Source organism: Streptomyces sp. NPDC039736, from assembly GCF_055596485.1.
This window is the reverse complement of the sequence record NZ_JBVIUQ010000005.1, coordinates 516,352-533,903: the sequence shown is the minus strand read 5'-3', so window position 1 is coordinate 533,903 and position 17,552 is coordinate 516,352. Positions and strand designations below refer to the sequence as shown.

16 protein-coding genes are annotated in these 17,552 nt (G+C 73.4%); 6 read left to right on the top strand and 10 right to left on the bottom strand.

Going from position 1 to position 17,552, the window contains the following annotated elements:
* Nucleotides 1-5 precede the first annotated feature (5 nt).
* The 3 genes from ACZ56L_RS19015 to panB all read right to left on the bottom strand — a co-directional run bounded on the left by ACZ56L_RS19015 (nucleotide 6) and on the right by panB (nucleotide 2,947).
* Complete coding sequence (locus ACZ56L_RS19015) at nucleotides 6-860, bottom strand: ABC transporter permease (protein ID WP_401757387.1); 855 nt, start codon at nucleotides 858-860, stop codon at nucleotides 6-8.
* Nucleotides 857-1,867 (bottom strand): ATP-binding cassette domain-containing protein, encoded by a 1,011-nt coding sequence (locus ACZ56L_RS19010; RefSeq protein ID WP_401757389.1) that lies wholly within the window; start codon nucleotides 1,865-1,867, stop codon nucleotides 857-859. The genes ACZ56L_RS19015 and ACZ56L_RS19010 overlap by 4 nt, the downstream gene beginning before the upstream one ends.
* Nucleotides 1,868-2,062: 195 nt before the next feature.
* Nucleotides 2,063-2,947, bottom strand: coding sequence for a 3-methyl-2-oxobutanoate hydroxymethyltransferase (gene panB, locus ACZ56L_RS19005; protein ID WP_345223481.1), 885 nt, complete (start codon nucleotides 2,945-2,947; stop codon nucleotides 2,063-2,065).
* A gap of 315 nt (nucleotides 2,948-3,262) precedes the next feature.
* On the opposite strand from panB, the gene ACZ56L_RS19000 reads away from it, so the two are divergent.
* Nucleotides 3,263-4,345 (top strand): endonuclease/exonuclease/phosphatase family protein, encoded by a 1,083-nt coding sequence (locus ACZ56L_RS19000; protein ID WP_471065111.1) that lies wholly within the window; start codon nucleotides 3,263-3,265, stop codon nucleotides 4,343-4,345.
* 61 nt (nucleotides 4,346-4,406) lie between these two features.
* Here ACZ56L_RS19000 and ACZ56L_RS18995 read toward each other — a convergent pair whose 3' ends face one another.
* The 3 genes from ACZ56L_RS18995 to ACZ56L_RS18985 form a co-directional block, all read right to left on the bottom strand.
* Entirely contained in the window at nucleotides 4,407-5,375 is a 969-nt protein-coding gene (locus tag ACZ56L_RS18995) for a DUF4190 domain-containing protein (RefSeq protein WP_471065109.1), read from the bottom strand.
* 155 nt (nucleotides 5,376-5,530) lie between these two features.
* Nucleotides 5,531-7,132 carry a multicopper oxidase family protein gene (locus ACZ56L_RS18990; protein WP_471065107.1) on the bottom strand — a complete coding sequence of 534 codons (1,602 nt, stop codon included), beginning with the start codon at nucleotides 7,130-7,132 and terminating at the stop codon, nucleotides 5,531-5,533.
* Between the two features lie 99 nt (nucleotides 7,133-7,231).
* Nucleotides 7,232-7,681 carry a DUF6153 family protein gene (locus ACZ56L_RS18985; protein ID WP_471065105.1) on the bottom strand — a complete coding sequence of 150 codons (450 nt, stop codon included), beginning with the start codon at nucleotides 7,679-7,681 and terminating at the stop codon, nucleotides 7,232-7,234.
* A 198-nt stretch (nucleotides 7,682-7,879) separates the two neighbouring features.
* On the opposite strand from ACZ56L_RS18985, the gene ACZ56L_RS18980 reads away from it, so the two are divergent.
* Both ACZ56L_RS18980 and ACZ56L_RS18975 read left to right on the top strand, forming a co-directional pair.
* A complete protein-coding gene (locus ACZ56L_RS18980; RefSeq protein WP_471065103.1) occupies nucleotides 7,880-8,743 on the top strand; it encodes an alpha/beta fold hydrolase in 864 nt (287 codons plus the stop codon).
* Between the two features lie 8 nt (nucleotides 8,744-8,751).
* A complete protein-coding gene (locus ACZ56L_RS18975; protein WP_471065101.1) occupies nucleotides 8,752-9,159 on the top strand; it encodes a DUF5990 family protein in 408 nt (135 codons plus the stop codon).
* Between the two features lie 183 nt (nucleotides 9,160-9,342).
* Here ACZ56L_RS18975 and ACZ56L_RS18970 read toward each other — a convergent pair whose 3' ends face one another.
* From ACZ56L_RS18970 to ACZ56L_RS18960, 3 genes are all read right to left on the bottom strand, one after another.
* A complete protein-coding gene (locus ACZ56L_RS18970; RefSeq protein ID WP_471065099.1) occupies nucleotides 9,343-10,005 on the bottom strand; it encodes a DUF305 domain-containing protein in 663 nt (220 codons plus the stop codon).
* An 11-nt stretch (nucleotides 10,006-10,016) separates the two neighbouring features.
* Nucleotides 10,017-10,694: a DUF3105 domain-containing protein gene (locus tag ACZ56L_RS18965; protein WP_471065097.1), complete on the bottom strand. Its 678-nt coding sequence runs from the start codon at nucleotides 10,692-10,694 to the stop codon at nucleotides 10,017-10,019.
* A 69-nt stretch (nucleotides 10,695-10,763) separates the two neighbouring features.
* Entirely contained in the window at nucleotides 10,764-11,159 is a 396-nt protein-coding gene (locus ACZ56L_RS18960; protein ID WP_471065095.1) for a hypothetical protein, read from the bottom strand.
* A 206-nt stretch (nucleotides 11,160-11,365) separates the two neighbouring features.
* On the opposite strand from ACZ56L_RS18960, the gene ACZ56L_RS18955 reads away from it, so the two are divergent.
* The 3 genes from ACZ56L_RS18955 (at nucleotide 11,366) to ACZ56L_RS18945 (ending at nucleotide 14,079) form a co-directional block, all read left to right on the top strand.
* The gene (locus tag ACZ56L_RS18955; RefSeq protein ID WP_189821854.1) at nucleotides 11,366-12,727 is read left to right on the top strand and encodes a glutamine synthetase family protein; all 1,362 of its coding nucleotides are present in this window, start codon (nucleotides 11,366-11,368) and stop codon (nucleotides 12,725-12,727) included.
* Nucleotides 12,728-12,813: 86 nt separating this feature from the next.
* Complete coding sequence (locus tag ACZ56L_RS18950; RefSeq protein WP_468693098.1) at nucleotides 12,814-13,551, top strand: SAM-dependent methyltransferase; 738 nt, start codon at nucleotides 12,814-12,816, stop codon at nucleotides 13,549-13,551.
* A 12-nt stretch (nucleotides 13,552-13,563) separates the two neighbouring features.
* Nucleotides 13,564-14,079 carry a DinB family protein gene (locus ACZ56L_RS18945; RefSeq protein WP_345223504.1) on the top strand — a complete coding sequence of 172 codons (516 nt, stop codon included), beginning with the start codon at nucleotides 13,564-13,566 and terminating at the stop codon, nucleotides 14,077-14,079.
* A gap of 126 nt (nucleotides 14,080-14,205) precedes the next feature.
* On the opposite strand, the gene ACZ56L_RS18940 is transcribed toward ACZ56L_RS18945, so the two are convergent.
* On the bottom strand, nucleotides 14,206-17,214 hold the full coding sequence (locus tag ACZ56L_RS18940) for a bifunctional [glutamine synthetase] adenylyltransferase/[glutamine synthetase]-adenylyl-L-tyrosine phosphorylase (RefSeq protein ID WP_471065092.1): 3,009 nt from the start codon (nucleotides 17,212-17,214) through the stop codon (nucleotides 14,206-14,208).
* Between the last annotated feature and the right edge of the window lie 338 nt (nucleotides 17,215-17,552).

Sequence of the window (17,552 nt, the reverse complement as noted above, 5' to 3'; positions counted from 1 at the left end):
GCCCGTCAGGTCTTGTTGCGGAACCGGCGGATGGCGACCGGCGCGGTCACCAGGGTGATCGCCGCCGACCAGGCCAGCACCATCCACACGTCGTGGGCGACCGGGCCGCCCCGGAACAGGCCGCGCACGGCGTCCGCGAGGTTGGAGATCGGGTTGTAGTCCGTGAAGGTCTGGAGCCAGCCGGGCATGGTGTCCGGCTTGGCCATGATGGACGAGCCGAACTGGAGCGGCATCAGCACCAGCATCGCCATGCCCTGCACCGCCTGTGCCGTCTTCACGGTGAGCCCGATCAGGATGAAGATCCACATCAGGGAGGCGCCGAAGAGTATCGACAGGCCGACCGCGGCCAGTACCTCCAGCGGGGAGGTGGTGATCTGCAGGCCCATGATCCAGCCGACGATCAGCAGGATGGAGAACGCGACCAGCATGCGCCCGATCTCCACCACGATCTTCGCGACGAGCACCGAGGACCGGGCGATGGGCATGGTCCTGAACCGGTCCATCACCCCCTTCTGGAAGTCCTCGTTGACCCCGGAGCCGACCGCCATCGACACGTTCATGCCCATCATCGCCATCAGGCCGGGCACCAGGTAGTTGACGTAGGCGCTCTGGTTGCCGTTGCCCTCCACCGCGCCGCCGAAGACGAACGTGAACAGCAGGGTGAAGACGATCGGCATCAGCAGGACGTCGAACATCGACTCCGGGTCCTGCTTGATCTGGAGCGCGTTGCGGCGGGCGAGCGCGCCGATGTGCCGCAGGTTGCCGCGCAGGCCGATCCGGCCCTCGGCGGAGGCTGCGGTGGTGGTGCGGGGGCCGGGCCGCTGCCCGGACTCCGGCTTGGTCAGGGTGGCCGTGCTCATGCCGCTGCCTCTTCCTTGATGTCGTGGGCGACCTGGTCGCTCTCGCTGCTCTTCTCGCCGGTGATCGCGAGGAACACCTCGTCGAGGCTGGGCAGATGGGTGCCGATGTCGGCGATGGAGTAGCCCCGGGAGCCGAGCAGCCCGACCACGGAGGTCAGTTGTCCGTCGCTCAGGATGGGGACGTACAACAGCCCCTCCTCGGGGAGCGCCTGCGCCCCCGCCACCCCGTCGAGCCCCGCCGCGCGCACGGCCTCCGCCATGGCGGGCAACTGCGCCGGGTCCGACGGCCGGATCTGCAGCGTCCGCCCGCCGACCTTCGCCTTCAGCTCGTTGATTCCGCCCTCGGCGACGACCCGCCCGCGGTCGATGACGGTCAGCTCGCTCGCCAGTTGCTCGGCCTCCTCCATGTACTGCGTGGTGAGCAGTACGGTGACGCCCTCGTCGACCATGCGCCGGACCTCGGCCCACACCTCGTTGCGGGTGCGCGGGTCGAGTCCGGTCGTCGGCTCGTCCAGGTACAGCACGGCGGGCTGCCCGATCATGGACGCGGCGAGGTCGAGCCGCCGCCGCATGCCGCCGGAGTACTGCGAGGCGGGCTTCCTGGCGGCCTCCGTCAGCGAGAACCGCTCCAGCAGGTCGTCGGCCCGCCGACGGGCCTCCTTGCGGGGCAGGTCGAGCAGCCGCCCGATCATGTACAGGTTCTCCCAGCCGGAGAGCTTCTCGTCGACCGAGGCGTACTGCCCGGTCAGCCCTATCGTCCGGCGGAGCTGGCGGGGCTGGGCGACCACGTCGAACCCGGCGACCGTGGCCGTGCCGGCGTCCGGCCGGATCAGAGTGGACAGGCACCGTACGAGCGTGGTCTTGCCCGCCCCGTTGGGCCCCAGGACCCCGAGCACGGTGCCTTCCCGCACGTCGAGATCGACCCCGTCGAGGGCCTTCGTCTCCCCGTAGTGCTTGACGAGGCCGCGTACCTCGATGGCGTGTGGTGTGGTGTCGTGTCGCGTCATGTCCCTCAGTGGAGCACCCGCCACTGACAACCCGCCGACACCGGCCGGCAGCCCACCGACAAGCGACCGACAAGCGACCGACAAGCGACCGACAACGCCGGCAAGCGACCGGCAAGGGACACGGCAGGGAGCCCCGCCGGGGGGTGCGGGCTACGCGTCCCACCGCCCCGCCGGGGCCCCTGCCCGTCCCACGCCCTAGTGGAAGGTGTGCTCCTCGCGCGGGAAGGAACCGCCCGCCACCTCCTCGGCGAACGCCTTCGCCGCGTCTCCCAGCGTCTGCCGCAGGTTCGCGTACTGCTTGGTGAAGCGGGGCACCTTTCCGCCGGTCAGGCCCACCATGTCGGTGTACACGAGCACCTGCGCGTCGGTGTCCGGGCCCGCCCCGATCCCGATCGTCGGAATCGACAGGCTGCGGGTGACCTCCGCCGCCAGCTCCGCCGGAACCAGCTCCAGCACCAGCGCGAAGGCCCCCGCGTTCTCCGCCGCCTTGGCGTCCCGCAGCAGTTGGTGTGCGGCCTCGTCCCCGCGTCCCTGCACCCGGTAGCCGAGCGTGTTCACCGACTGCGGGGTGAGGCCCAGGTGCGACATCACCGGGATTCCGGAGGCGACCAGCAGCTCGGTCTGCGGCAGGGACCGCTCGCCGCCCTCCAGCTTGACCGCGCCGACCCCGGACTCCTTGATCAGCCGGGTGGCGTTGCGCAGGGCCTGCACGGGCCCCTCCTGGTACGAACCGAACGGCAGGTCCGCGACGACCATCGCCCGCCTGGTCCCCCGGACGACGGCGGCGGACAGGACCGCCATCTCGTCCATGGTGACCGGCACGGTCGTCTCGTACCCGAGGTGCACATTGCCCATGGAGTCGCCGACGAGCAGCACCGGCACCCCGGCCTCGTCGAACACGGACGCCGTCATCGCGTCGTACGCGGTGAGCATGGGCCACTTCTCGCCGCGCTGCTTGGCGGCGGCGATCTGGTGGACGGTGATCCGGCGGGTGCCGGTCCCGCCGTACAGGGCCTTCGGGTCGGCCTGGGCGGGAGTGCGCCCCTCGGGGGCGGGATTCTGGGCAGCCTGAAGCGTCATGGCTGATACGGCTCCTTCGTCATCTCGAAGCGCCCTGACGGCGTCTCCGGACCACTTCCATGGTGGCATCCCGTGCCGCCGTACGGGAAGTGCGCGGTCCCACCGCCTTCCCCGGCTGCCTTCTATGCGCATTTCGTCACAGCGGCGCGTTCCGGGCCCGCCCGAGGAACTGCGCCCCGGGTCCCGTCGTCCTTCCGGCCGTACACCCGCCGCGGACGGCGGCGGGGACGGGCCCCGCACATCGCCTAGGGTCAGGGGCGGGGCGGGGAACGGCGTACGGGCAAGGCAAGCGGGCAAGGCAGTGAGGACAGCGGAATGGCGCAGGCGTACAGGCCGGACACCGGTAACCACGGACCGGAGTCCGAACCCTCCGAGCCCCCCACGACCGGTACGGCGCCCCTCACCGGCGCCTCCGGAACCTCCGGCACCCGCCCGCGCCGCCGCCTCACCGACGGCTGGCGCGGCGACCGGCGCATCTGGCGGCGCGGCGTCGTCCTGGCCGTCGCCGCCCTGCTGCTCACCGTCGTCATGGTCTTCCACGCGCAGATCCCCAACAAGATCGGCAACCTGGGCAGCCTCACCGAGACCTTCCTGCCCTGGTTCGGTCTCGGCATCCCGCTGCTGCTGATCCTGGCCGTGCTGCGCCGCTCCGCGCTGGCCCTGGTCGTGCTGATCCTCCCGGCGGCGGTCTGGATCAACCTCTTCGCCGGCCTGTGCACCGACAAGGCGACCCCGGGCGGCGACCTCACCGTCGCCACCCACAACGTGAACGCGGAGAACCACGACCCCGCCGGCACCGTGGCCACCCTCGTCGCGTCCGGCGCGGACGTCGTGGCCCTGGAGGAGATCGCGGGCGACAACCTCGCCGGGTACGAGAAGGTCATGGCCGCCGCCTACCGGCACCACACGGTGCAGGGCACGGTCGGCCTGTGGAGCAAGTACCCGCTCACCGACGTGCGCAAGGTCGACATCCGGCTCGGCTGGGCCCGCGCCCTGCGCGCCACCGTCGCCGCCCCCAAGGGCGAGATCGCGGTGTACGTCGCCCACATGCCGTCGGTGCGGGTCAAGCTCAACGCGGGTTTCACCGCCGGCCAGCGCGACGCCAGCGCGGACGCCCTCGGCGAGGCCATCGCCCGCGAGCCGCTGAGCCGGGTCGTCCTGCTCGGCGACCTCAACGGCACCATGAACGACCGCGCCCTCAACGGCATCACCGCCCAGATGCGCTCCACCCAGGGGGCGGCGGGCGACGGCTTCGGCTTCAGCTGGCCGGCCGCGTTCCCGATGGCGCGCATCGACCAGATCATGGTCAAGGGCGTCGAGCCGGTGTCCTCCTGGACGCTGCCGCGCACCGCGAGCGACCATCTGCCGATCGCGGCACGGGTCGCGTTCCAGCCGTAGCCGCGATGTCCGGAGGGGCCCGGCCGCCGGGCCCCTCCGGACATGCGTCGGCCCGGTCCGACTACTTGATCCTTCCGGCCCAGATCTGCGGCTCGAAGCCCTCGATGGCGGGCTGGAACTCGATCTGCCACTCCTTCGCCGCGCTCTTCGGCACCTGGTAGGTGAACAGCGCCGAGGTCTGCTTGCCGGGCAGCACGGTCCGGGCCAGGTGGGAGGAGTGGTCGCCGTCGTAGATGATGTCGGCCTCGCTGCCCTCGGCGTCGGTGACCTGCGGGTAGCCCAGCAGTGCGACCTTCTTCGGGCCGTCGTTGGCGATGGTCACCTTGAAGTAGTACGCGCGGTGGCCGGACTTGAGCTGGCCGATGGAGTACTGGTTCGGGGTGAAGGCCGTCGGCTTGCCGATCGTGACCTTGACGCCGTTGTCGTACCGGAAGGTCTCGCCGAGGCCGAGGATCCTCGCCTCGGGCGTGGGGGAGGGGGACAGGGGCGGCTCGTCCGAACCGAGGTCGCCGAGCTCGTCCAGTTCCTCGAGCTCCTCGTCCAGCTCCGCCGCCCGGCTCTCCGAGACCCTCACCTGCCGGTCGCGCTCCTCGATGCCGGTCCTGTACAGCTTCAGGGTGAGGAAACCGCCGCCGACCGCCATCAGGATGCCGACGAAGCCCAGGATCGTACCGGCGAGGGTGAGGCCCTTGTTGGTGGCGGCCCCCTTCCTGACCTTCGCGAGACCCACGAAGCCGAAGACCACGGCCAGCAGCGACGGCAGCCAGCTCATCCAGAACAGGAAGACCAGCACGCCCAGCCCGCAGCCGGCCAGGCCGAGGACGACGGCGGTGATGCCCATGCCGTTCTGCGGGCTCTCGGGCTGCTGCCCGTAGCCGAACGGGTACGGCGTCTGCGGCCCGTATCCGTACCCCGGACCCGGCGCGTACGGAGCGGGCGGCGGGTCGCCGATCCGGGTCTGCTGGTCCGCCGCGCCCTCCTGGGGCGGTGCCCAGGGGTTCGGCTCGAAGGGGGAGGGGGGCTGGCTCATGCGCGGGTCCTCGGAGGGCGGGGCGAATGCGAGTTCGACTTCGCGGGCTCCGAGGACCCTAACAGCGCCTTCACTTCCTACTCACATATATACGGGGGGCGTTGGGCCGCCGGGGCGGGGCCGCCCGGCCCCGCCCCGGCGCCGTGCGGCCCCGCTCAGCGCCGGTAGCCCAGCACCGTCATCATTCCGGCCTCCGCGTGGTAGACGTTGTGGCAGTGCAGCATCCACAGGCCCGGGTTGTCCGCGTCGAAGTCCACCGTCAGCCGGCCGTTCGGCAGCACGATCGCGGTGTCCTTGCGGGCCCCCGACGCCGCGCCGCCGAGCGCGAAGGTGTGCCCGTGCAGATGCACCGGGTGCCACATCGCCGTCGCGTTGGCGACCTCCAGCCGCACCCGCTCGCCCGCCCGCACCGGGTGCCGCTGGTCCGGCGCGTACGGCCTGCCGTCGAAGGCCCAGTCGTACTTCGCCATCCCGCCGGTCATCCGCAGCCGGATCGTCCGGTCCGGCGCACGCGGGGGCAGCGCCACCGACCGCGCGGCCCGCAGCCGGTCGGCCGTCACCAGCTTCCCGGCCAGCTCCCTCGGCCGTACCCCGGCGTCGGGCGCGGCGCCGCCGCCGGTGCGCAGCAGCGCGAGCCCCGACGCCTTCTTGCCCTCCGCGACCGCCGTCAGCGGGAACACGCCGTCCCCGGCGGTCACCAGGACGTCGTACCGCTCGCCCATCCCCAGCAGCAGCGCGTCCGTGGTGACGTGCTCGACCGGGAAGCCGTCGGTGTGCGTCACCGTCATCCGGTGCCCGCCGAGCGCGACGCGGAAGGCGGTGTCGCCGCCCGCGTTGACGATCCGCAGCCTGATCCGCTCGCCGGGTTCGGCGCGGTACGTCGAGGGGTCGGCCGGCACACGGCCGTTGACCAGGTAGTGCGGGTAGGCGACGTCGCCCGCGTCCGCGCCCAGCAGGTCGCTGGCGGCGCCCGTCATCATGCGGGAGGGGCCGGCGCCCCGCGGCGGCTTCGTGGGGGCGGGCACGCCGTGGCCCCCGTGCCCGCCGCCCGGACCTCCGCCGTGGTCCATGCCGCCCATGCCCCCGCTGAGTTCGGCGAGCACGGCGTCCGGGGTCGAGCCCGCCACCCCGTCCACCCAGTCGTCCAGCACCACGACCCACTCCCGGTCGTACGCCAGCGGCTCCTTCGGGTCCTCGACGATCAGCGGCGCGTACAGTCCCCGGTCCTGCTGGACGCCGGAGTGCGGGTGGAACCAGTACGTCCCCGGGTGCGGCACCGTGAAGCGGTATGTGAACGAGGCGCCCGGCGCGATGTCCCGCTGCGTGAGCCCCGGCACGCCGTCCATGTCGTTGCGCAGGGCGAGGCCGTGCCAGTGCAGGGAGGTGGTGGCGGGCAGGTGGTTGGACAGGGTCAGGGCGAGGGTGTCGCCCGCCGTGACCCGGACCTCCTGGCCGGGCAGCGCGTCGCCGTACGCCCAGGACTTCACGGTGACGCCGCCGCCCAGGTCGAGCGGGGCGGGGGTGGCGGTGAGCCGGACGGTGCGGACGGGGCCGTTGCCCCGGGCGGCCTCGGCGGCGGCGACCTCCTCGTCGTACGGGGCGATGTAGCCCCGGGGTGCGGCCGGCGGGGCGGAGGGGGAGTGCCCCGGCCCGGCGTGCCCGGTGGCGCCGCCGGACGAACAGGCCGTCAGGAAGCCGGTCCCGGCGGCGGCGATGCCCGCGCCCAGCACGGAACGGCGCGTGTGATGCGTACGCATGACTGGAGTACCTCGTGTGTCTGAAGGTGAGTGCCCGGCTCCCGCGGCCGTGCGGGCGTGCGGGAGCGGCGGATGGACGAAGCGGGAGGAGGGCCGCTTCTAGATCCGCAGGACCGACAGACGGGCGAGCGCGACGCGCAGGGGCGGCGGGTGGGGCCACAGGGCGCGCAACAGGGCGCTGTCGCGCACGGGTTCGGCCCATTCCCGCCGACGCCGCGACAGTGCGAGCGCGCACAGGAGCGCGACGCCCCACGCCGTGAGCACGGCGAGGCAGACGGACATGGGGTCCATGCCGTGCAGCGGGGGCTCGGAGGTCGCCGCCAGGGGGCCGGCGGCCGCGAGGGGCGCCGCGGGGGCGCTCGCTGCCGCCGCTTCGTGGAGGGGCGCGGCGGACCCCTGGTGACGGGCCGTCACGGAGGCCGGGTCCGCGGAGCCCCCGTGCTCCTCGGCGGGATGCCCCAGCGTGTGCATCGCGACGATGCCGCACAGGAGCGCGACGAGCAGCAGGAGCCGCCCGCCCCACGTGTCCCGCCCGCGCCTCGTCGCCATGCCGTGCACCTTACCCCCGGCGGGTATCCCTTCCGAGGGAGGCGTGGGCCCCGCATGGCCGTCTGCCCCGTGTGTCCGGATTCGCGCGGCCTCCGTACGCACCCGGGTGCCGGGCGCCGGCCAACGCCCTCAGGTGCTGCTGGTGGCGATCCGGCCCATGGTGCTCGCGCACTCCGTGCGACGCGAGAAGCTGTCCCCATGACGATCATGGGAGAGTTCGTGCGGATCGCGGGAGTGCCCCACCACGTGGTGGTGGAGGGCAGCGGCCCGGTGTGCGTGCTGAGCGCGGGACTCGCGATGAGCTGGTACGACTGGGAGCCGGTCGTGCCGCTGCTGACGCCGCACCGCACGGTGGTGCGCTTCGACCGGCCCGGCCACGGGTTCTCGGGCCCGGCGCGGGCGGTGCCCACGGCGGCGGGGGAGGCGCACCGGATCGGGTCGCTCCTGGACGCGCTGGGGCTGCGCACCCCCGCCGCCGTCGTCGGGCACTCCATCGCCGGTTTCCACGCGGAGGCGTTCGCGCGGCTGCACCCGGAGCGGGCGGCCGGTGTCGTCCTGGTGGACTCCAGCGCCGAACCCCACGCGCAGGCGCCCGCTGCTCCCGCCGTACGGACCGGGGCGACGCGGGCGCTGGGATCGGCCCTGGCCGCGGCCGGACTGCCCGCCCTGCTGGGCCCCGCCGTCCGCCGCGCCGCCGTACGGGCCTCCCGCGCCCGGCACGCCCACGACCCGGCCCCCACCCCGCTGGTGCGCCGCACCTACCGGACGGCCCGGGTCCTGCGGGGCGCGCTGCTGGAGAACGACTCCTACCGGGCGGTCGCCGCCGAACTCCTCGCCCTGCGCACCACGCACCCGCTGCCCGCCTCCCTCCCGGTGGCGGTGCTCGCCGCGTACGACGGCCGGCCCACCCTGCCCGCGCTGCACTGGCTGGAACGCCAGCGCGACCTCGCCGACACGCTGGCCGCACGCTTCGAGGCCGTCCCCGGGGCGGGGCACCTGCTCATGCTGGACCGCCCGGAACGGGTCGCGGAGGCGGTGCTCTGTCAGACCCCCGTGCTGTGATGGGGGCCATGACGGAGCTGAGGCTGAGACTCATCGGGGAACACCTGCCGGGCGCGGACTGCGGCAAGTTCCGCGACGTGCACGTGGCGGTGCAGCGCGGGAAGGACCCGGAGGGGCCGGTGCGGGGGGACGCGGCGGAGGCGGTCTGGGACCTCACGCTGGACGTCCGCCCGGGCCCGGACTTCCGCGGCCCGTACGTGCACGGCCGCCCCGGGGCCCGCTTCCTCTACCTGACCTGGGGCGAGGTGGGCCCGGACGGGGCCTTCGCGATGTTCCGCCGCGCCAAGATCTTCTGCGCGGACATCCCGGCGGCCCTGGTGGCCCGGGGCGAGGCGGAGGGCCGCATGTCCCTCACGGACGACAAGGGCCTGCCCCTGTGCGCGGGGATCCGCCCCCCGGAGATCAGGTGGAGCTGACGGCCCCGCCGGCGATCCAGCGGAGCCGACGGCCCGGCGACCATGTGGGGCTGACGTCCCTCCCGGCGGTCACGTAGAGCCGACGGCCCCCGGTGATCACATGGAGCCGACGTTCCCGGCGATCACGTGAAGCCGACGGCCCGCACGGCGGCTGCCCGGCGGCCCGCCCGACGGCCCGCACGGCTACTGCCCGCGCTCCCTCAGCATCCCCTCCATCAGCTCCACCTCCGCCTGCTGCGCGTCCACCATGCCCTGCGCCAGCTCCTTCTCCACCCGCACCGAGCACAGCCGCACGCAGCCCCGGGCCATCTCCACCCCGCCCCGGTGGTGCGCGGTCATCAGCCGCAGGTAGCGGACCTCGGCCGCCCGCCCCGACGCCGTGCGCAGCTCGGCGAGCCGGGCACGGGTGGCCATGCCCGGCATCAGGCCCTCCGGACCCCGCGCGTGCCCCGCGTGCCCGGACCCGCCCAGCCACGCCATCGGCGCGGTGCCCGTCTTCGGCAGCCCCCACAGGTCCAGCCAGCCCAGCATCATGCCCCGCTGGTTGGCCTGCGTGTTGGCGATGTCGTACGCGAGCCGCCTGACGTCCGCGTCCTTCGTGCGGTCCCTGACCAGGAACGACATCTCCACCGCCTGCTGGTGGTGCGCCGCCATGTCCCGCGCGAACCCCGCGTCGGCGGAGTCCCCCCTGGGGCCCCCGGGCACGGCCGGCCCGCCTTCGGACGGCGCGGACGCCACGGGCGCGGGCGACGACGTCATCGCCGCCCGCGTCACCGTCACCGTTCCGGCCACCACCGCCAGCGCGAACACCACCGCCCCGACGGCCTGCCACCACGTACGGCTCACTGCACGGCCCACTACTCCATGCCCCCGCCCAGCACCGGCTTTCCGGCCTCGTCCAGCGTCACGCCGTTCGAGCAGGCCGCGCCCGGCTCCGGGGTCTGCTTGCCCATCACGTACCGGGTGAAGAACTGGCCGACGCGCGGGTCGTCCGCCCCGTCCACGGTGACCTGCTTGCCCCACGCGCTCAGCATGATCGGCCCGGCCTGCGCCCGCACCGGGCTCATCAGCGAGTACTGCGTCTTCCTGACCTTCGCCGCGAGTGCGTCGACATCGCTCTTGGCGGCCTTGTCGTTGTACGTCACCCACACCGCGCCGTGCTCCAGGGAGTGCACGGCGTGCTTGTCCGGGACCGGCTTCGTGTAGACGTCGCCCTGACAGTTCATCCACGCCTGGTGGTGGTCGCCGCCGACCGGCGGGGTCATCGGGTACGTGACGTCCTTGGTCACGTGCGTGCGGCCCAGCTTCTTGGCGTCCCAGACCTTCTCGCCCCTGATCGGGGCCTTCGCGGCCGCGACCTGGGCCTCCTTCTTGTCGGACTGCTCGGTGAAGACGTACACCCCGAAGCCGACGACCCCGGCGAGGACGGCCCCGCCGACGCCGAAAGCGATGATCTTGTTGCGGCGGTCCCGGGCCTTCTCGGCACGCCGCATCTCGTCTATTCGGGCCTTGCGGGAGGGGGAGGCGGTGGACATGGCTGGACTTCCTCTTCTGCGCGGGGAGTTGGGCGTACGGAGGGAACTCGTCCGGAAACGGACCCCCTCCTACCTCCGCAGCACTCCCAGCACGTGCGCCCCCGGCGCCCGGGCCCGCACCTCGCCCGCGCGCCGCACCCTCGGCCTCTCGTCACCGCTCGCGTGCCGCACGACGAGTACGGCGGCGCCGGGGGCGGAGTCCTGGGGCGGGGCGGTCAGGACGGCGGGCGCGAGGTGCGGGAAGACCCCGCAACCGCCCTGCTCATAGGGGCAGTTGTACGCAGCCGTGGCCGCGGCCGTGGTCAGGGCCTCGCGGTGCGGGCCGGCCGTCCCGCCGCCCGCCCCGGCGGGGTCCGGGCAGGCGAGCAGGGTGCCCAGCAGCGCGGCGACGGCGCACAGCAGGGCCGCGCCGCGCCACGCGTGACGCACGGTGCCCGTGATGCGGAGGTGCCGCACTCGCCCCATGGCCCGAGATGCTAACGGCCGCTCGGTCCGGCGTCCCCGTTTCTCCGTCACCCGGCCGGTTCGGTGCGCGACGGCGGGCACGACGCGTTGGTCGGTCCAGGGGCACTGCGCAACCTGCGCGAAACCGTGTGGTGGGATGCTGGAAGCCCCGATTGTGTCCCGAGGCGCGGGAGCAGGCGGCCTGACCAGCAAGGATGGATGTGAAAATGGACAAGCAGCAGGAATTCGTGCTCCGTACCCTGGAGGAGCGTGACATCCGCTTCGTGCGCCTGTGGTTCACCGACGTGCTCGGCTTCCTGAAATCGGTGGCGGTGGCCCCGGCCGAGCTGGAGCAGGCCTTCGACGAGGGCATCGGCTTCGACGGCTCCGCCATCGAGGGCTTCGCCCGGGTCTACGAGTCCGACATGATCGCCAAGCCGGACCCCAGCACCTTCCAGATCCTCCCGTGGCGCGCGGAGGCCCCCGGCACCGCCCGGATGTTCTGCGACATCCTCATGCCGGACGGCTCGCCGTCCTTCGCCGACCCGCGCTACGTCCTCAAGCGCATCCTGAACAAGACCTCCGACCTCGGCTTCACCTTCTACACGCACCCCGAGATCGAGTTCTTCCTGCTCAAGGACAAGCCGCTGGACGGCTCGAAGCCGGTCCCGGCCGACAATTCCGGCTACTTCGACCACACCCCGCAGAACGTCGGCATGGACTTCCGCCGGCAGGCCATCACCATGCTGGAGTCGATGGGGATCTCGGTCGAGTTCAGCCACCACGAAGGCGCGCCGGGCCAGCAGGAGATCGACCTGCGCTACGCCGACGCGCTCTCCACCGCCGACAACATCATGACCTTCCGCCTGGTCATGAAGCAGGTCGCGCTCGAACAGGGCGTCCAGGCGACCTTCATGCCCAAGCCCTTCTCCGAGTTCCCCGGCTCCGGCATGCACACCCACCTCTCGCTCTTCGAGGGCGACCGCAACGCCTTCTACGAGTCCGGCGCGGAGTACCAGCTCTCCAAGGTGGGCCGCTCCTTCATCGCGGGCCTGCTCAAGCACGCCGCCGAGATCTCCGCCGTCACCAACCAGTGGGTCAACTCCTACAAGCGCATCTGGGGCGGCTCGGCGCGCACCGCGGGTTCCGGCGGCGAGGCCCCCTCGTACATCTGCTGGGGCCACAACAACCGCTCCGCCCTCATCCGCGTCCCCATGTACAAGCCCGGCAAGACCGGCTCCTCACGCGTCGAGGTCCGCTCCATCGACTCCGGCGCCAACCCCTACCTGACCTACGCGGTCCTGCTCGCCGCCGGCCTCAAGGGCATCGAGGAGGGGTACGAACTCCCGCCGGGCGCCGACGACGACGTCTGGGCCCTCTCCGACGCGGAACGCCGCGCCATGGGCATCGAACCCCTGCCGCAGAACCTCGGCGAGGCGATCGCGCTGATGGAGCGCAGCGAACTGGTCGCCGAGACGCTGGGCGAGCACGTCTTCGACTTCTTCCTCCGCAACAAGAAGCAGGAGTGGGAGGAGTACCGCAGCGAGGTCACCGCGTTCGAGCTGCGGAAGAACCTGCCCGTTCTGTAGCTTTCGGGCAACGAGCCTGCCTGTCGCATCCGTTGAAGGGCCGTTAAACGGGTGCGGCGGGCCCGCCGGGGTGAGAGCCTGCGCGGATGGAAAGATCACTCAGGTCCCGGCTGGCCCACACGCACCACCCCATCGCGGCACCGCTCGACGACTCCTCCGTACGCAGGGTGCTGGACCGCGCGGTGGTGCGCGGTGACGAGCGCCTGCTCGACCTCGGCTGCGGCCAGGCGGAATGGCTGATCAGGGCCCTTGAGGCGAATCCCGGGGCCACCGGCGTCGGGGTCGACATCGACACGGCGGCCCTGGCGGCCGCCCGCGAGCAGGCGGACGCCCGGGGTGTCGGGGACCGGCTGACCCTGCACGAGGCGGACGCGGACGCCTTCGTGCCGGACGGGGACTTCGACGTGGTCCTCAGCGTCGGCGCCACGCACGCCTTCGGCGGGCTGATCGCCACGCTCGCGGTCGCGCGGAAGTACCTCGCGCCCCGGGGCGCCGTGCTCGTCGGCGACGCGTACTGGCTGACCGAGCCGACCGCCGAGGCCGTCGAGATGCTCGGCGAGTACGAGGACCTGGCGACGACGGTGGAGAACGTCGTCGCCGACGGGTGGGTCCCGGTGTACGGGCACCTCAGCACCCGGCACGAGCTCGACGACTACGAGTGGCACTGGACGGGCTCGCTCGCGGAGTGGGCCGTGAACAACCCCGACCACCCGGACGCCGCGGCGGCCCTGGAGTCCTCCGCCGTGCACCGCACGGAGTGGCTGCGGGTGTACCGGGACAGCTTCGGCTTCCACACGCTCGTACTGCGGCCGACGAAGGGCTGAGGGGGGATCGCGATGGACGCCGGGACCGGGCGGCCCGCGCCGCCCCTGCGCGGGGGCGAGCGGGAGACGCTGCGGGCGTTTCTGGACTTCCACCGGGCCACCCTCGCCATGAAGTGCGAGGGGCTGTCGGACGAGCAGCTCAGGACGCGGTCGATGCCGCCCTCGACGCTGTCGCTGCTGGGGCTCGTACGGCACATGGCGGAGGTCGAGCGGACGTGGTTCCGGCGGGTCGTCGGGCGGGAGACCGGCCTGCCCTTCGTCTGGTCCGACACGCAGGACTACCAGGAGGCGTACGACGCCACGGGCGCGACCCGGGCGGAGGCCTTCGCGGCCTGGGAGGCCGAGGTGGAGTGCGCGCGCCGCGTCGAGCGGGAGGCGGAGTCGCTGGACGTCACCGGGTACCAGGAGCGGTGGGGTGAGGATGTGTCGTTGCGGCTGGTGATGCTGCACCTGATCCATGAGTACGCGCGGCACAACGGGCACGCGGATCTGCTGCGGGAGGGGATCGACGGGGTGGTGGGGGCCTAGCGCCGACCGCCCGGGCCGCGCGGGACCGGGGGCAGGAGGGTCCCGCGCGGGAGACCGGGTGCGCGGGGCCCGCGCGGGCGCCTCGTGGCCGGTCGCGCGGGCCCCGTACTCCAGAGGGGCGTCGGCTCACGACCCGTAGAAGAGGTCCTCCATCACCGCCCTCGCCCGGCGGGTGATGCGGCGGTAGTCGTCGAGCATGTCGCCCACGTGGCCCTCGTCGTAGCCCAGGTAGCGGCCCATCGCGGCCAGTTCGCGGCCGTCGGAGGGGAACGTGTCGCCGGCCCGGCCGCGCACCAGCATCACTCCGTTGCGGACGCGGGAGGCCAAGACCCACGCGTCGTCCAGGGTCTGCGCCTCCTCGGTCGGGATCAGGCCCGCCGCGTGCGCGGCGCGCAGGGCCTCGCGGGTGCGGGTGGTGCGCAGGCCCGGTTCGGCCCAGCCGTGCCGCATCTGGAGGAGCTGGACCGTCCATTCCACGTCGCTCAGGCCGCCCCGGCCCAGTTTGGTGTGCAGGGTGGGGTCGGCGCCGCGCGGCATGCGCTCGGACTCCATGCGGGCCTTCAGGCGGCGGATCTCGCGCACCGCGTCGTCGCCCAGGCCCTCCACCGGGTAGCGCAGCGGGTCGATCAGCTCGATGAAGCGGCGGCCGAGGTCCGGGTCGCCCGCCATCGGTTCGGCGCGCAGGAGGGCCTGGCTCTCCCAGACCAGGGACCAGCGGCGGTAGTAGGCCTCGTAGGACTTCAGGGAGCGGACCAGCGGGCCGCTCCTGCCCTCCGGCCGCAGGTCCGCGTCGATCAGCAACGGCGGGTCCGAGGTGGGGAGCTGGAGCAGCCGGCGCATCTCGGTGACGATCCTGTTGGCGGCCCGGGCCGCCTCCTGTTCGTCGACGCCCTCGCGCGGCTCGTGGACGAACAGGACGTCCGCGTCGGAACCGTAGGCGAGTTCGTGGCCGCCGAAGCGGCCCATGCCGATCACGGCGAAACGGGTGGGGAGTTCGTCGCCCCACTGGGCGCGGACGGCCGCCCGCAGGGCCCCGGCGATCGTGGCCGCGTTCAGCCCGGTGACCGCCTGGCCGACGCGGTCCACCAGCGCGCCGGGGTCGGATTCCGCCGGGCTCTCCTCCGTGCCGTAGGAGCCGATGATGTCGGCGGCCGTGGTGCGGAAGAGCTCGCGGCGGCGTACGCCGCGGGCCGTCGCGACGGCGGCCTCCGCGCCGTCCGCGCGGCCCACCGCGGCCAGGACCTCCTGCTCCAGGTGTTCGCGGGTGCGGGGGGTGAGGCCCTTGGGGTCGCCGAGGATGGCGACGGCCTCGGGGGCGCGCAGCAGGAGGTCGGGGGCGAGCCGGCCGGCGGACAGCACGCGGGCCAGGTTCTCCGCCGCCGCGCCCTCGTCGCGCAGCAGGCGCAGGTACCAGGGGGTCTTGCCGAGCGCGTCGGAGACCTTGCGGAAGCCGAGCAGCCCCGCGTCCGGGTCGGCGGAGTCCGCGAACCAGCCGAGCAGGACGGGCAGCAGGGTGCGCTGGATGGCGGCCTTGCGGGTGACGCCGGAGGAGAGGGCTTCGAGGTGGCGGAGGGCTCCGACGGGGTCCGCGTAGCCGAGGGCCTGGAGGCGCTGGCCGGCCGCGCGGGGGCTCAGCCGGGCCTCGCCGGGGGCGAGCTGGGCGACCGCGTCGAGCAGCGGGCGGTAGAAGAGCTTCTCGTGCAGGCGGCGTACGACCGACGCGTACCGGCGCCAGGCCTGCTGGAGCTCGGTCACCGGTTCCCCGCGCAGGCCCAGGGAGCGGCCCAGGCGGCGCAGGTCCGCCTCGTCCGTGGGGACGAGGTGGGTGCGGCGCAGGCGGTGGAGCTGGATGCGGTGCTCCATGGTGCGCAGGAAGCGGTACGCCTCGTCGAGCTGCGCGGCGTCCGCCCGGCCCACGTACCCCCCGGCGGCGAGCGCCCGCAGGGCTTCGAGGGTGGTGCCGCTGTGCAGCGACGCGTCGCTGCGGCCGTGCACGAGCTGGAGGAGCTGGACGGCGAACTCCACGTCCCGCAGGCCGCCCGGGCCGAGCTTCAGCTCGCGGTCCACCTGCCCCGCGGGGATGTTGTCGACGACCCGGCGGCGCATCTTCTGCACGTCGGGGACGAAGTTCTCGCGCTCGGCGGCCTGCCAGACCATCGGGGCGAGGGCCTGGACGTACTCCTCGCCCAGGGAGAGGTCCCCGGCCACCGGGCGGGCCTTCAGCAGGGCCTGGAACTCCCAGGTCTTCGCCCAGCGCTGGTAGTACGCGACATGGCTGGAGAGGGTGCGCACCAGGGGGCCGTTGCGTCCCTCGGGGCGGAGGTTGGCGTCGACGGGCCAGATGGTGCCCTCGACGGTGGTGTCCGAGCAGATCCGCATGAGGTGGGAGGCGAGCCGGGTGGCCGCCCGCATCGCCTTGGCCTCGTCGGCCCCCTCGCCCCCCTCGGCCCCCTCGACCGCCTCCCCGACGAAGATCACGTCCACGTCGGAGACGTAGTTCAGCTCGTGGCCGCCGCACTTGCCCATCGCGATCACCGCGAGGCGGCACTGGGCGGCGTCCTCGGGCGCGGCCCGGCGGGCGATGGCCAGGGCGGCGCGCAGGGTGGCGGTCGCGAGGTCGGCCAGCTCGGCGGCGGTCTCGGCCACGTCGGTGGTCCCGCAGACGTCCCGGGCCGAGATCGACAGCAGGCAGCGGCGGTAGGCGACGCGCAGGGCGTCGGGGTCGTCGGCGCCGGCGAGGTGGTGCTCGAACTCCGCCACGCCGGGGTGCAGGTCGGCCGCCTCGTACGTGAGGAGGGCGTGCCAGTCGCCGGGGTGGCGGGCGAGGTGGTCGGCCAGGGCCTCGGAGGCGCCCAGCACGCCCAGCAGCCGGTCCCGCAGCGGCTTCGCCGAGACGAGCGTCCGCAGGAACTCCTGCCGCCGTGCCGTGTCCTCCTGCGCCTCGGCGAGGCGGACGAGGCCCCGCAGGGCGAGGTCGGGGTCGGCGGTCGCGCCGAGGGCGTCGAGGAGGACGGGGTCGTGGCGCACCGGTTCGAGGGCTTCCTCGTCGAGGAGGCGCTCGGCGGTGGCCGGGTCGGTGAAGCCGTGCCGGATGAGGCGGGTGAAGGTGCTGCTGCGGCGGCCTGGCACGGTCATGCGGGTCCCTTGGGCGGTGGGCGTACGGTGCCCTCCGAGCCTAGCCGGGCGCCGCCGCACGAACCCGGGGCCGGGCTGTGCGCCCCGTCCAGGGGCGCGGGGAACTGCGCGACCAGCCACGACGCACCCGCGGTGAACCCTGGACAGCCGCGCGGCAAGCGCTTTAGGGAAAGGGGCGGGTCCGGGGCCTCTCTGCCCGAATCGGGCGGGGCTGTGCGTCCGGTACGGGGCTGGCTCTCGGCCTTTGCGGAGCACCTCGCCCGGCGCAGGCGCTTGCGTGGGGGCGGCACCCGGGCGGGCCGGGAGCGGGAGGGGCCGCCCCCTTGCCCGCCCGTTCC

Excerpts from the sequence above, each read along its gene's own strand:
- ACZ56L_RS19015 (WP_401757387.1), bottom strand. The coding sequence starts at position 860 with ATGAGCACGGCCACCCTGACCAAGCCGGAGTCCGGGCAGCGGCCCGGC.
- ACZ56L_RS19010 (WP_401757389.1), bottom strand. The coding sequence starts at position 1,867 with ATGACGCGACACGACACCACACCACACGCCATCGAGGTACGCGGCCTC.
- panB (WP_345223481.1), bottom strand. The coding sequence starts at position 2,947 with ATGACGCTTCAGGCTGCCCAGAATCCCGCCCCCGAGGGGCGCACTCCC.
- ACZ56L_RS19000 (WP_471065111.1), top strand. The coding sequence starts at position 3,263 with ATGGCGCAGGCGTACAGGCCGGACACCGGTAACCACGGACCGGAGTCC.
- ACZ56L_RS18995 (WP_471065109.1), bottom strand. The coding sequence starts at position 5,375 with ATGAGCCAGCCCCCCTCCCCCTTCGAGCCGAACCCCTGGGCACCGCCC.
- ACZ56L_RS18990 (WP_471065107.1), bottom strand. The coding sequence starts at position 7,132 with ATGCGTACGCATCACACGCGCCGTTCCGTGCTGGGCGCGGGCATCGCC.
- ACZ56L_RS18985 (WP_471065105.1), bottom strand. The coding sequence starts at position 7,681 with ATGGCGACGAGGCGCGGGCGGGACACGTGGGGCGGGCGGCTCCTGCTG.
- ACZ56L_RS18980 (WP_471065103.1), top strand. The coding sequence starts at position 7,880 with ATGACGATCATGGGAGAGTTCGTGCGGATCGCGGGAGTGCCCCACCAC.
- ACZ56L_RS18975 (WP_471065101.1), top strand. The coding sequence starts at position 8,752 with ATGACGGAGCTGAGGCTGAGACTCATCGGGGAACACCTGCCGGGCGCG.
- ACZ56L_RS18965 (WP_471065097.1), bottom strand. The coding sequence starts at position 10,694 with ATGTCCACCGCCTCCCCCTCCCGCAAGGCCCGAATAGACGAGATGCGG.
- ACZ56L_RS18960 (WP_471065095.1), bottom strand. The coding sequence starts at position 11,159 with ATGGGGCGAGTGCGGCACCTCCGCATCACGGGCACCGTGCGTCACGCG.
- ACZ56L_RS18955 (WP_189821854.1), top strand. The coding sequence starts at position 11,366 with ATGGACAAGCAGCAGGAATTCGTGCTCCGTACCCTGGAGGAGCGTGAC.
- ACZ56L_RS18950 (WP_468693098.1), top strand. The coding sequence starts at position 12,814 with ATGGAAAGATCACTCAGGTCCCGGCTGGCCCACACGCACCACCCCATC.
- ACZ56L_RS18945 (WP_345223504.1), top strand. The coding sequence starts at position 13,564 with ATGGACGCCGGGACCGGGCGGCCCGCGCCGCCCCTGCGCGGGGGCGAG.
- ACZ56L_RS18940 (WP_471065092.1), bottom strand. The coding sequence starts at position 17,214 with ATGACCGTGCCAGGCCGCCGCAGCAGCACCTTCACCCGCCTCATCCGG.